The organism is Thermodesulfobacteriota bacterium, assembly GCA_040756475.1.
Taxonomy (GTDB): domain Bacteria; phylum Desulfobacterota; class Deferrisomatia; order Deferrisomatales; family JACRMM01; genus JBFLZB01.
In genome coordinates this window covers 1-12602 of record JBFLZB010000002.1, presented here as the reverse complement: position 1 = coordinate 12602, position 12602 = coordinate 1, and the positions used below count along the sequence as shown (strand labels likewise).

Annotated in this window: 11 protein-coding genes; 4 read left to right on the top strand and 7 right to left on the bottom strand. The window is 70.7% G+C overall.

The window, feature by feature from the left end; all coding sequences use genetic code 11:
- Positions 1–52: 52 nt before the first annotated feature.
- The 5 genes from AB1578_00460 to AB1578_00440 form a co-directional block, all read right to left on the bottom strand.
- Positions 53–841: an ABC transporter ATP-binding protein gene (locus AB1578_00460; GenBank protein MEW6486372.1), complete on the bottom strand. Its 789-nt coding sequence runs from the start codon at positions 839–841 to the stop codon at positions 53–55.
- A 1-nt stretch (position 842) separates the two neighbouring features.
- The gene (locus AB1578_00455; GenBank protein ID MEW6486371.1) at positions 843–2069 is read right to left on the bottom strand and encodes a branched-chain amino acid ABC transporter permease; all 1227 of its coding nucleotides are present in this window, start codon (positions 2067–2069) and stop codon (positions 843–845) included.
- Between the two features lie 48 nt (positions 2070–2117).
- Complete coding sequence (locus tag AB1578_00450) at positions 2118–3020, bottom strand: branched-chain amino acid ABC transporter permease LivH (GenBank protein MEW6486370.1); 903 nt, start codon at positions 3018–3020, stop codon at positions 2118–2120.
- 145 nt (positions 3021–3165) lie between these two features.
- Positions 3166–4296, bottom strand: coding sequence for a branched-chain amino acid ABC transporter substrate-binding protein (locus tag AB1578_00445; GenBank protein MEW6486369.1), 1131 nt, complete (start codon positions 4294–4296; stop codon positions 3166–3168).
- Positions 4297–4573: 277 nt separating this feature from the next.
- Complete coding sequence (locus AB1578_00440; GenBank protein ID MEW6486368.1) at positions 4574–5281, bottom strand: ABC transporter ATP-binding protein; 708 nt, start codon at positions 5279–5281, stop codon at positions 4574–4576.
- A 191-nt stretch (positions 5282–5472) separates the two neighbouring features.
- Between AB1578_00440 and AB1578_00435 the strand changes: the two genes are divergently transcribed.
- From AB1578_00435 to AB1578_00420, 4 genes are read left to right on the top strand one after another with little or no spacing between them, the layout of a single operon-like run.
- Complete coding sequence (locus tag AB1578_00435; protein ID MEW6486367.1) at positions 5473–6432, top strand: serine protease; 960 nt, start codon at positions 5473–5475, stop codon at positions 6430–6432.
- Between the two features lie 55 nt (positions 6433–6487).
- A complete protein-coding gene (locus AB1578_00430; GenBank protein MEW6486366.1) occupies positions 6488–7663 on the top strand; it encodes a serine/threonine-protein kinase in 1176 nt (391 codons plus the stop codon).
- Between the two features lie 16 nt (positions 7664–7679).
- Entirely contained in the window at positions 7680–9626 is a 1947-nt protein-coding gene (locus tag AB1578_00425) for a tetratricopeptide repeat protein (GenBank protein ID MEW6486365.1), read from the top strand.
- Positions 9623–10123: a FlgO family outer membrane protein gene (locus AB1578_00420; GenBank protein MEW6486364.1), complete on the top strand. Its 501-nt coding sequence runs from the start codon at positions 9623–9625 to the stop codon at positions 10121–10123. The genes AB1578_00425 and AB1578_00420 overlap by 4 nt, the downstream gene beginning before the upstream one ends.
- A gap of 137 nt (positions 10124–10260) precedes the next feature.
- Here the strand turns inward: AB1578_00420 and AB1578_00415 are convergent, their stop codons facing one another.
- Both AB1578_00415 and AB1578_00410 read right to left on the bottom strand, forming a co-directional pair.
- Positions 10261–11466 (bottom strand): hypothetical protein, encoded by a 1206-nt coding sequence (locus AB1578_00415; GenBank protein ID MEW6486363.1) that lies wholly within the window; start codon positions 11464–11466, stop codon positions 10261–10263.
- A 42-nt stretch (positions 11467–11508) separates the two neighbouring features.
- Entirely contained in the window at positions 11509–12480 is a 972-nt protein-coding gene (locus AB1578_00410) for a CsgG/HfaB family protein (protein ID MEW6486362.1), read from the bottom strand.
- Positions 12481–12602 lie beyond the last annotated feature (122 nt).

The window sequence follows — 12602 nt, the reverse complement described above, 5'->3', positions numbered from 1 at the left end:
TTCAACCCCCAACGGGCGACGGGCAACGGGCAGCGCGCCGCGGGCTTCCCCCTCAGCCCACGGCCTCCTCCCCCAGATACGCCTTGATCACCGCCGGATTGTACCGGATCTCCTCGGGGGTGCCCTCGGCGATCTTGCGCCCGTACTCCATCACGAAGATCCGGTCCGAGAGGCTCATGACGAGCTTCATGTCGTGTTCGATGAGGAGGATGGCGATCCCCGCCTCGTCCCGGATGCGGGTGATGAGCTCGTCGAGCTCCGCCGTCTCCTGGGGATTCATCCCCGCCGCGGGCTCGTCGAGGAGCAGGAGGCAGGGGTCGGTGGCGAGCGCCCGGGCGATCTCCAGGCGGCGCTGGGCCCCATAGGGGAGGTTTTTGGCCTGCTCGTTTACGTAGGCCTCCAGACCCATCCGCTCCAGGAGCTCGTAGCTCCGGGACACCACGGCGCGCTCCTCCGCCCGGGTGGCCGGCCCTCGGAAGATCGCCCCCAGGATGCCCGAGCCGGTACGGCAGTGGCGGCCCACCATCACGTTTTCCAGGGCGGTCATGTTGGGGAACAGGCGGATGTTCTGGAAGGTGCGGGCCATGCCCTGGGCAGTGACGCGGTGGGGCTTGAGTCCGTTGAGCCGCGCCCGGCTCCGGCCCGGAAGCTGGAGAAAGACGTCGCCGCCGGTGGGGGTGTAGATCCCGGTGATGCAGTTGAAAAACGTGGTCTTCCCCGCCCCGTTGGGGCCGATGAGGGCCACGATCTCCCCCGGGCCCACGTCCAGGTCCACCGCGTCGAGTGCCCGCAGCCCCCCGAAGTTCATCCCGAGTTTGCGCACGTCGAGAAGCCGGTCCATGTCAGTTCTCGCTCCGCGCGGCGGGAGCACCGGCGCTGTGATACTCGTAGCGCCGCCGCACCTTGCTGATGAGCCCCTGGGGCCGGAAGACCATCATGAGAACCATGGTCGCCCCGAAGAGCAGCATCCGATACTGCATGAACTCGGCAAGGTAGTAGGGGAGCAGGGTGAGGATGAAGGCCGCGAGGACCACCCCCGTGATCGACCCCATCCCCCCGAAGACCACGATGGACAAGATGATGATCGACTCCCACAGGGTGAAGCTCGCCGGGTTGATGAAGCCGGTATTGGCCGCGAAGATCACCCCGCCCAGGCCGGCCCACGTGGCCCCCAGTGCAAACGCCGCGAGCTTGGTGCGCATGCGTGGAATGCCCATGGCCTCGCAGGCGATCTCGTCTTCCCGGAGCGCGAGCCACGAGCGCCCCAGGCGCGAGTTCTGGAGGCGGTTGACGACGAAGATCGTGAAGAGCACCAGGGCGATCATCAGGTAGTAGATGTAGACAGTAGACTGCTGCAGGGTCAGGGGGATGCCGAAGAACCCGGGTTTGGGGATGTTGGCGATGCCGCTCGGGCCGCGGGAAAACGTCCCCCAGTTCTCGAGGACGAGTCGGATGATCTCCCCAAAGCCCAGGGTCACGATGGCCAGGTAGTCTCCCCGCAGGCGCAGCACCGGGATGCCGAGGAGGACGCCGAAGAGCGCCGCCAGGAGCATGCCCAGGGGCAGGGCAGTCCAGAACCCGATCTGGAAGTTGGCGTGCAAGAGGGCGTAGGAGTAAGCCCCCACGGCGTAGAAGGCCACGTACCCCAGGTCGAGTAGCCCGGCGAGCCCCACCACGATATTGAGCCCGAGCCCCAGCACCACGTAGATCAGGGCCGTGATGAGGATGCGGACCTGGAAGGTGGAGAAGAGGTGCGGCACCAGGAGGGCAACGACCCCCAGGAGGACCAGGGCGGGGACGAAGATGCGGCGCTCTTCGAGGAGGCGCTGGGAGAGGGGCACACGCCCGCCCGCATCGCGGCCCTGCCGCGCCTTTCCGCCGCGCTCCTTGCGCTCGAGGAGGCGGCGCCAAACAAAGGAGAGCACGAACGTGCTCACCGCGATCCAGAGCATGTTGTGCCACCGCCACTCCACGACCTCTTCGATGGTATTCACCCGGATCACCAAGAGGGGAAAGGTGAGGAACACCATCCAGAGGGAGACGAGCAGGGATTGCTTGAGACCGTTCATGGCGGCTTTCGCTCGAGTCACGGGGGAGCCGGCGAGGCGGACCCCGGGCTATACCTTCTGGGTCGTGGCCCGCCCCAGGATGCCGGCGGGCCGGAAGATGAGGATCAGCACCAGGAGGGCGAACGCGAACACGTCCTCGTAGTCGCTCGAGACGTACCCGGTGGCGAAGCTCTCCGTGAGGCCGAGCACCAGCCCCCCCAGGGCGGCCCCCGGGATGCTGCCGATCCCCCCGAGCACGGCGGCGGTAAACGCCTTGATCCCCGCAATGAAGCCGATGAAAAAGTTGATCTGGCCAATGTGGGAGGCGATCAGTACCCCCCCGATGGCCGCAAGCGACGACCCGATGACAAACGTCGTCGAGATGACGCGGTTGACGTTGACGCCGAGCAGCAGCGCCATGGACTTGTCCTGGGCCGTGGCCCGCATGGCCTTGCCCATGCGGGTGTACTTGATGAGGAGCGTGAGGACCACCATGCACGCTGCCGACGTGGCCACGATGAGGATCTCGGCCGAGCTCATGAGGTGGCTCACCGGCTCGAGGAACGCAAACTCGGGCACCAGGGCGGGAAAGGGCAGGAAGTTCGAGGTCTGGGCCAGGAGAACGTAGTTCTGGAGGAAGATCGACATCCCGATGGCGCTGATCAGCGGGGAGAGCCGGGGGGCCTGGCGCAGGGGCTTGTAGGCGATCTTCTCCACCGTGAAGCCGTAGGCCATGGAGTAGATGACCGCCACCACTCCCGCCAGCACGAGCACCGCCGGGCCCTGGATGCCGTACAGGGTGAGCACGCTCGCCACCACCAGCGCCGTGAACGCCCCGATCATGTAGATCTCGCCGTGGGCGAAGTTGATGAGCTGGATGATGCCGTACACCATCGTGTAGCCCAGGGCGATGAGGGCGTAGATGCTGCCCCGGGTGAGCCCGCTCATGAAGAGGTAGACGAAGTAATCCATGGAGGTCACACACCCCGGGGGCCGTCGGGTGAGGCGGGCCTCGAGGGGGGGCCTCGGCCGTGGGCACCCTCGCGCTCTCGCATGAAAACGGCGCAGGGAAGAAGCTCCCGCTCCTCCCCTGCGCCGTGGGAGCTACCTGCGTGCCCTACTCCTGGACCTGGACGTAGGTCCCGTTCTGCACCTGGTACATGGAGAAGCCCACCCCCTTGGCGTCGCCCCGCTCGTCGAAGCTGATGCGCCCCACCGGGGTCTCCACCCACTCGGTGCGCAGGGCTTTCTCCACGGCGGCGTACTCGGTGGAGCCCGCCTTCTCGATGGCGTTCAGGAGGGCGAGGGTCGCCGAGTAGGCCTCCTTGAAAAAGGCGCCGGGCTCCTCCCCGTACGCCTTCTTGTGGTCTTCCACCGCCTTGTTGAACAGGGGGAACTTCGAGGTGTCCTTGGGGCCCGAGGCGTACACGCCCTCGGCGAACTCCTTGGCCACCTTGATGAAGGTGTCGTCCTTGACGCCGTCGTCGGAGACGAAGGGGATGTCCATCTTGCGCTTCTTCATGCCCGTGACGAGCTTCGAGGCCTCGGGGTGGTACCCGCCGTAGATGAGAGCCTCGGCGCCCCGCTGGTTGACCTTCTGGATGACGGCCGAGTAGTCCACGGCACCGGGGGTGATGCCCTCGAAGAGCACCACCTCGCCCTTGCCCCCCGACTCGTCGACGAACTTCTTGGCGAACTCGGCAAAGCCCTTGCCGTAGTCGCCCTTGTCGTGGAGGACGGCGATCTTCTTCTTCTTGAGGGTGTCGAGGGTGAAGTCCACCCCGAGCTTCGCCTGCAGGTCATCCGAGGCGATCGTGCGGTAGAAGTTGGGGTAGTCGCCGCTCTGTGTCAGATCCGGGTTGGTGGCCGAGGGAGACATGGCGATGACCTTCGCGTCGCGGTAGGTGCCCATGGCGGCCTTGGTGGCGCCGGAACAGATGTGCCCCAGGACCACGTGGACTCCGCTCGAGACAAACTTGGCCGCGATGTTCGCCGCCTTCTCGGGCTTGCACTCCTCATCCTCCACGAGGAGTTGCACCTGGCGTCCCAACACGCCGCCCCGGGCATTCACCTCGTCCACCACCAACTTCGCGGCCCGGGTGGCCGGGATGCCGTAGGAGGCGAGGTCGCCGCTGTGGGGGCCGGCCACGCCGAGCTTGATGGGTTCCTGGGCCGAGGCTGCCCCGGAGAAGGCCAAGAGCGCCGCCCCGGCTACGGTGGCCAAACGAACGAGAAGCCGCTGGTTCATCTTTCCCTCCTTGCGTGGTGTGTCTGCCCAAAAGTTTGGGCGCATCAAACAAGCGCCCGGACCGTCCCGGGCCTGAGGTCTTGTAACAGGAGCGCTTCCAGGCGTCAACCGCGTTCCCGCCGGCGTGCCGACCCGGCTTCCCAGCCCGCTCCCGGGGGGGGCCGCGCGGGGCGCCGGGGGCCCGTCTCCCCCCTCCACCCCCGGGCCCCCGCTGGCTGCGGTTCTCGGCGGCGGGCCTGTTTCGGCGCGCGAATCCCCCCGCTCTCCGCGACGGGCGTTACAGGCCCAGGTAGGCCCTTCGGACGTCTTCGTTCGCCAGGAGCCGGTCGGCCCGGTCCTCCAGGGTGATGCGCCCGGTCTCCATCACGTAGCCCCGGTGGGCCAACTGGAGGGCCAGGTTGGCGTTCTGCTCCACGAGGAAGATGGTCGTCCCTCCCTCCCGGTTGATCCGCCGCACGATGTCGAAGATGCGCTTGACGATCAGCGGCGCGAGCCCCAGGGAGGGCTCGTCCAGGAGGAGAAGCCGGGGGCGTGCCATGAGCGCCCGCGAGATGGCGAGCATCTGCTGCTCGCCCCCGCTCAGGGTGCCCCCTGCCTGGTGGCGCCGCTCGGCCAGGATGGGGAAGAGCTCGTAGACGTGGGACAGGTCTTCCTTGATACCCCCCTTGTCGCGCCGCAGGAAGGCCCCCATGTCCAGGTTCTCCGCCACGGTGAGGAGGGGGAAGATGCGGCGGCCCTCCGGCACCTGGGAAATCCCCAGGGCCACGATCTCGTCGGGGGTGCGGCCGTGGATGGGCTTCCCCCGGAAGAGGATCTCCCCCCCCCGGGGAGGCGCGATGCCGCAAATCGACATGAGGGTGGTGCTCTTGCCCGCTCCGTTGGCCCCGATCAGGGTGATGATTTCCCCTTCCTCCACGCGCAGGGAAACCCCCTTGAGTGCCTGGATGTTCCCGTAGTAGGTCTGGATCTCGCGAAGCTCGAGCATCGAGGGACTCTCCGCGGGTGGGGAAGGCGGGACCCGCCGGGCCCCGGGCGAACACGACCACCGAAGGCGGAAATCTTACGGTTCGGGGTTTCCAAGGTCAAGCGCGGGGCTCGCTTTGCAAAGCTCCGAAAGGGCGTACACTGTAGCCCTCGAAGCCCTCGACCTCGACCCATCGGGAGGCCGGTCCCGCCGTGAGGAGCCTGCTCCTGCGCACCCTTGGGGCCGCGGCTTGCGCGTTGACCCTGGCCGGATCCGCGGCCGCCCTCGCCGAGGGGGTGCGGTGGCCCTATCCGTTGCCGGAGACCGGAATCGTCATCGGCCGGTGGCTCGAACGGTCCGGATTCGAGGTCCGCCGGTGGGAGCTCCCGGAGGGGGGCACGCGGCTGGAGGGACGGCGGGGGGAGCAGGACTGGAACCTCGCCCTGCGCCCCTGCTCCGCGTTGGCGACCTGCGTGGAGTCGGTGTCGGTGGTCCCGGCGACCCTGGCCGAGCCCTGGGAGAAAGCCCTGGAGCGCGTGCTGGAGCGCTACGCCCGGGACGGCTCGCAGGCGCCTCCCCTACCCCGGGTACCGATCCCGGCGGCCGTGCTGGCGCGCCGGCCCTCGGTCGTGTGCCTGCTGTCCCACGGGCCCGACGGCCCGCGCCAGTCCTCCGGCTTTGCCGTAGACGGCGCGGGCACGGTGCTCACCACGGCCCACGGCCTCGAAGGGGCCGATACGGTAACCGTGGTGTGGCCGGGGGGAGGCCGCGTCCCGGGGCACCGGGTGCGCACCGACCCGGAGGAAGACCTTGCCCTGTTCCGGACCGGGCCCGTGCCCGGAGGCAACGGATTTGGACCGCACGTGGAGACCCTTAACGCCCGCCTCGCAGTGGGGGAGGGAGACCCGGTCTACGCGGTGGGTTGCACCGCGCCGGGGGAGACCACCGTGCGGGAGGGGCGCCTGCTCCTGCCCATGCGCCGCATGGGTACCGCAGTGCTCTGGGAGGTGGACCTGCCCACGCCGCCCGGGAGCAGCGGGAGCCCGCTCTTCGACGGGGAGGGCAGGCTCTCAGGGGTAGTGCGGGGACGTCTCAAGGCGGACGAGACGCGCGGGTTCGTGATCCCGGCGCAAACCGTGCTCCGCTTCCTGGGGCGACCCGATGCCCGATGATCGGGAAACGAACGGGCAACGAAACAAGGCCCACCGCGAAGCACCGAGGCATGACGTGGAAGCCGTGGGGCGGTACCGAATCCTCAGTGAGATCGGGAGCGGGAGCGTGGGCGTGGTCTACCGCGCCCACGACCCCAACCTCGACGTGGACGTGGCCCTCAAGGTGCTGCGCCGGGAACGGCTCTCCGACGAGGGGCTCGTGCGCCGGTTCCTCTCCGAGGCGAAAGCCCTGGGGCGCCTGGAGCACCCCAACACCGTCCGGGTCTTCAACGTGGACACGGCCGACGGCACCGTCTACATCGCCATGGAGCTCGTGGAGGGGGAGTCCCTCAGCCAGGCGGCCAAGAACCGGAGGCTGGCTCCGGCGGAGGTGGCCGAGCTCGGGGCCACCGTGGCCGAGGCCCTGGAGGAGGCCCACACCAAGGGCATCGTCCACCGGGACGTCAAGCCGGGCAACATCCTCATCCGCTCCGACGGCCGCATCAAGATCACCGACTTCGGGATCGCCCGGATCGAGAGCCTGGCCCCCGGGGACCGGACCGAGGTGGGGCAGATCCTGGGCACCCCGAGCTACATGTCTCCCGAGCAGGTGGCCGGCCAACCGGTGGACGCGCGCTCGGACCTCTTCTCCCTGGGCATCATCCTCTATGAGCTCGCCACGGGGGCCAAGCCCTTTGCGGGGGACAACCTGGCCGCGGTCTTCTTCGCCATTGCCCACAAGGAGCCCGAGGCACCCTGCCGGCGAAATCCTGCGCTGCCCCGGGAGCTCGAAAACATCATCCTGCGCTGCCTCCAGAAGGACCCCCAGGCGCGCTTCCCCACGGCGGCGGCCCTGGCACAAGCCCTGCGGGCGCATCTCGCGGGCTCCGTCCAGCCGGCTTCCGGAGGGGCCCGCGCCACAACGCCCCGGCGCCGGGCCGCGTGGGGGGCGGCGCTCGCCGCAGGCGTACTCGCGGCTGGGGCCGGCCTCTACTTTGCCAGCCGACCGGAGCCCCCTCCGGCGCAGTACGGCACCCTGCGCATCGAGACCGCTCCGCCCGGCGCCCAGCTCTTCGTGGGCGGGGCCTTCCAGGGGCTCACTCCGGCGACCCTCTCGGTGGCCGCGGGCCGCCACGACGTGCGCCTCACCTACCCCGGCCGGGGCGACTGGGAGGCGCGGGTGCTGGTAAAGGCCGAGGGCGAGACGCCTCTTTCCATAGAGCTGGCCCCCGTGGAGGACTCGGGGAACTGACCACAGGAGGACCGCCGTGAAACCATCCGCCCTGCCCGCGTGGATAGCCGCCCTCGTCCTCGTGACCGCCTTTGGGGCGCCCGGCCTGGCCAAACCCCTGCCGGGCCACGAGGCGCCGCAGTTCGTGCTGAAGGACCTCAAGGGACAGATCTTCGACCTTCGGTCCGCCGAAGAGCTGCCCTTGCTCGTGCTCTGGTTCTTCGACGTGGACTCCCGGCCGAGCCAGGAGGGCCTCGTCACCCTGGACCGGCTGGCCAAGACCTTCCCGCCGGGGGCGCTCGCCGTGTGGGGCATCACCACCTCGCCCGCCGCGGCGGCGGCCCAGTCGGCAGCCGCCGCGGGCCTGTCCTTTCCCATCCTCCTCGACGAAGGCGCGGTGAGCGAGCGCTACGGCGCGGAGATCGTGCTGCCCACCGCCTGCGTGCTGGGCCCGGGGCGCCGGGTTCTGGACCGCTTCGAGGGGGGCGGCAAGACCACCGAGGCCATGCTCGTGCGCCTGGCCGAGCGAAAGCTCCAGCAGCGGGCCCCCGCCGTGGCCCTGGCCATCGGCGACGCGGTGGCCCGGGAAAACCCCGCCCACCCCGGGGCAAAGGCGGTACGGGGCAACGCCGCCCTGGCGCAGAAGGATCTCCCGGAGGCCGAGCGGGTGTTCCGCGAGCTGGCGGCCACGGGCGGGGACGCGGAGGTGCTGGGCAAGGAAGGGCTGGCCGCGGTCCACGCGCGCCGGGGAGAGCCCGACAAGGCCCTGGCGCTGGCGGCGGAGGTGGAAAAGAAGGCGCCCGGCCGCGCCCCGGCGCACGTGGTCAAGGCAGACGTGCTCCTGGCCCGGGGAGAAACGGCCCAGGCCGAGGCCGAGTATCGCAAGGCCGCCGCGGCGCCGGTGGCTCCGCCGAGCCAGGCGGCGCGGGCCTCGAACCAGCTCGGACGCCTGGCGGCCGGCCGGGGAGAGTACGAGCGGGCCCGGGAGCTCTACGAGAAGGCAGAGCTCCTCAACCCCTTCGACGTGGAGACCACCACCAACAAGGGGTTGACCTACGAGAAGGAGGGCCGGTGGGACCAGGCTCTGGAAACCTACCGCCGGGCTCTGGCGGTGGACGCCACCGACCCCTTTGCCGCCACCCTGGCGCGCCGGGCCCAGGAGCTGGTGGAGCTCCAGAAGGATGCTGAGCGCAGCCGCCGGGTGGACCAGTTGGTGAAGGAGCTCTCCGCCCGCTTCCGGAGCCGGGAGAAGGCGCCCCCGACCAGGGACGACCCTTGGACCTCCGGCCCCATGGTGCTGACCTTCGTGGACGTCCAGGAAAAGGGCGGGCTCGCAGATCGCGACGGGTTCTCCGCGGTGCTGCTGACCCAGCTCACCGAGCAGCTCGGCGCTTCGGGGCGGGTGCAGGTGGTGGAGCGGGCGCTCCTGGCGCGGCTCCTCGAAGAGCTCAACCTGGGCTCCTCCGAGCTCGCCGACCCGGAAACGGCGCTTCGCCTCGGACGGCTCTTCGCCGCCCGCCTCATCGGCACGGGGACCCTGCTCCACGGCCCCCAGGAGTCGCTCTTGAGCTTGCGCCTCATCGACACCGAGACCTCCGCCGTGGCGAAGGTCTGGACCCGGACCCTGGGGACCGCCGCCGCCCTGGAGCGGGAGGTCCTGGCCCTGAACCGCGAGATCCTGGGCACGGTGATCCGCCAGTACCCCCTCCAGGGCTACGTGGTTCGCGCCGAGGGGGACCGGGTGCTCCTCAACATCGGCTCCTCCCAGGGGGTCGTGCCGGGGACCGAGTTCGACCTGGTGGAAGAGGGCGAACCCGTGGAATACCGGGGGAAGCTCCTCCAGGGAGAGATCCGCTCCGTGGGGCGGGTGCGGGTGGCGCGGGTGGAGCCGGGCCTGAGCCATGCCGAGGCGCTGCCGGGGGAGCGCGCCCCCCGGCCGGACGACCGGATCCGGGAGCGGTTCCCCGGCGAGGATCGGCGATGAGGAGGCCGCTCGGCCGCGTTGCCGCCGTGGTGGCGGCGGCGCTCCTCTTCCTGGCGGCCGGCTGCGCCTCGGTCCCCCCCGCCCCGCCACACGGCCCCGTGGCGGTGTGGGACCTGGACGACCTCACGGCGGCCCGGACCCAGCCGGAGCTCGGGGAGGTCCTGGGGGGGCAGGCGGCGGAGGCGTTTCGGGTTCGGGGCTACCCGGTGGTGGAGCGCCAGCGCCTGGCGGCCCTCCTGGCAGAGCTCGAGCTGGGCTCCGGCGTGCTCGCCGACGAGGCCACCCGCCTTCGCCTGGGCCGGCTGGCCGGCGCCCGGCAGATGGTGTTCGGCGGCTACCAGAGTTTCGGGGGGCAGGTGCGGGTGGATCTTCGCCTGGTGGACGTGGAAACCGGCAAGATTCTCCAGGCAGCCCAGGGCACCGGCCCCGCCGGCGACTGGACCGCCCTCCTGCGCGCTGCCGACGATGCGGCGAGCGCCCTCGCGGCAGGACGGTGAGGAGCGATTTCTATCCCGATACCGATTCCGATTCCGACCGAGAACCCGTGCCGCCGTACCAGCCGGAACCGCGCATTGCGGCACGACTCCCCCCGCTCCCCCATCCTGCCCATCCTGTCATCCCGTCCAGCGGCCCCCTAGAACCGGACCGTCACCAACGCCCGGACCACGAGCCCCAGGTAGGTTCCCGCGTCCAGGGCGGGCGCGAGCCGGCTCTCTTCGGTGTGGAGGTAGAACCCCCCCAGGTCGGCCTGGGCCTCCCAGACGGAGGCGAACTGCCGCCCCACGCCTGCGGTCAGCGCCACGCGCTCCCGGCTGCCCACGAAGAATGGAGAGTCGTCCGAGTACCCGTTTTCCGCGGTGTACTGCCCTTCCAGGGCGGCGGTCAGGCGCGTGGCGTCGTCCAGGGCATAGCCGGCGCGCGCCGCGCCCCGCCACTCGGGGCCGCGGCTGCGCTCGGGCTCGGTGCCCAGGGTGCCGTCGGCCGAGAGGACCTCGCTCTTCTGCCGGAAGATTCCCTGCACGTCCGCCGAGGCGGACCAGCGGCCCCAGTCCCGGCTGCATCCGGCAAGAAGACTCCAGAAGTCTCCCTCCCCCAGCACCTCTTTCCCGTCGAGTTCGTCGCGGCCGTACCGCGCGTAGCCCCCCGCCAGCCGCGCCTCCCACGTGGGGGCGAACGCCCAGCGCACCTCGGCCGAAAGGGTCACCACGTCGCCCGGGTCGTAGTCGTCGCCCCCGGCGGCCGAGCCCAGGTCGTAGGACCCGCGCCACGCGTACCCCGCCCCCACGCCCGCCGCCACCGCCCCCCAGGAGCGGGCCAGCGCCAGGGTGGGATTTGCGTTGAACCCCTCCCCGAAGGAAGTGATCGGCACGAGATCCGGATCCATCACCAGGGAGGCCTCCCGGCGGCTCAGGCGCGTCTTTCCCGTGGGGAGGTTGAGGTCGAGTCCCAGGAGGACGTCCACGGGCAGCCGGCCCACGGCCGAGTACGAGGTGGTGAGCTTGGTGTCCAGCAGGGCGGAGAGGGAGGCGTCCTCCCCCCCGGAGCCCCGGCGCCAGGTGTGGGCGTAGGCGGTGAGGAGTCCGGCGGCGAAGGGACCCGCCCGGTACTCCACCTCGGCGGGGACGTAGAACTGAACCGCCCGCTCCCCCGAGCCCCACCAGGGGTGGACCGCAAAGCCCGAGGACGCCGTGGTCTCCGCGGCCTTCGCGGGCCGCGGCATCGCGACCAGTGCGACCAGTGCGACCAGTGCGACCAGGGCGATCAGGGCGCCCCCCGCCCCGAGCGCCGCGCCGGCCGCAACAGGTGCCTTCCACCGCTTCAGAGTCTGCCCATGACGCATGGCTGCCTCTTTCTCCACGAGCCCGTAACGCCCCTTGGGCCGCTACTGGGGAAAATCGATGCGGACCTCCACGGGAACGCTCCGGGTTCCCGCCGCGGGCGCGCCGCGGCGCAGCGCGTCCTTGGGGGTGAGGGCGTCGGTGAGCGAGGTGCTGCTGCGCAGGCTCTCCAAGAGCTCGCCGGCCTCGGCGCGGGGGCTCACCAGGCCGCGGCGCCGCAGGTCCCGCAGGGCGTCGCCCGCGAGGCACACGCCCGGGTCCTCCCGCAGGGCGCTCTCGTAGTAGGCGGCCGCGCCCCCGTAGTCTCCGGCGTCCGAGGCGCCCACGGCGCGGGAGAGATCCAGGAGCGCCGCCAGGCTTCGGGTGCAGGGCCTTCGCAGGCGCCTCTCCTCGGAGGGGGTCAGGCGCACCTCGAGGAAGCCCAGAATCTGGAAGAGGAGATCCTTCTGCACCCGGAAGAACTCGGCCAGCTCCCCCTCGGCGCCTGGGAGCCCGGTGGGTACCCCCTGGGGTACGTCGAGCACGCGGGGTTCGGCCCTAACCGCCGCGGGAGCAGGCGAGGTGAGGATCCCTCCCACCAGCCAGCGCGCCCCCAGGAGGCGGCCCACCCGGGGCCCGGAGCCCTCCTCCACCAGGCCCGTCTTCCCCAACCCGAGCTCTTCCACCAGGGCCTGGAGCCGCACCCGCTCCACCACCTGGAGTCCCCGGACCGCCGAGAGGTCGGTCACCAGCAGGAGGGCAAGTCCCTTTTGCAGAGGGTCCAGCGCGGCGTCACCGGTGCGGTTGTGAAAGTACAGGACTCCCACCGTGTTGGGGGCCGCCCGCGCGGGGAGGCTCTGCTCCTCCCGGAGCGCGGCGGCCGCCCAGGTGCGGTCCCCCTCCGTGACGACCCCCGCGCCGGAGGCGGCCGAGGTCAGGCACAGGATGCCCGCCGCCGCGGCGAGCAGGCGGGGCCCCGCCCCGTCAAGAGGTCGGAAGGGCCGGTCTCGGCCCGCGGGAAACGGACGTTGGTTCATGGCTCTCTGGCCTCCTGTCCGCACCGTCGGACGTGGGCTGCGTTCCGGCACGCGGCGGCCGGGGCGCGCCCCGACCGAGGCGCGGCGATCAAGGCACAGACGGCCCGGCAGCCGGCGCCGGG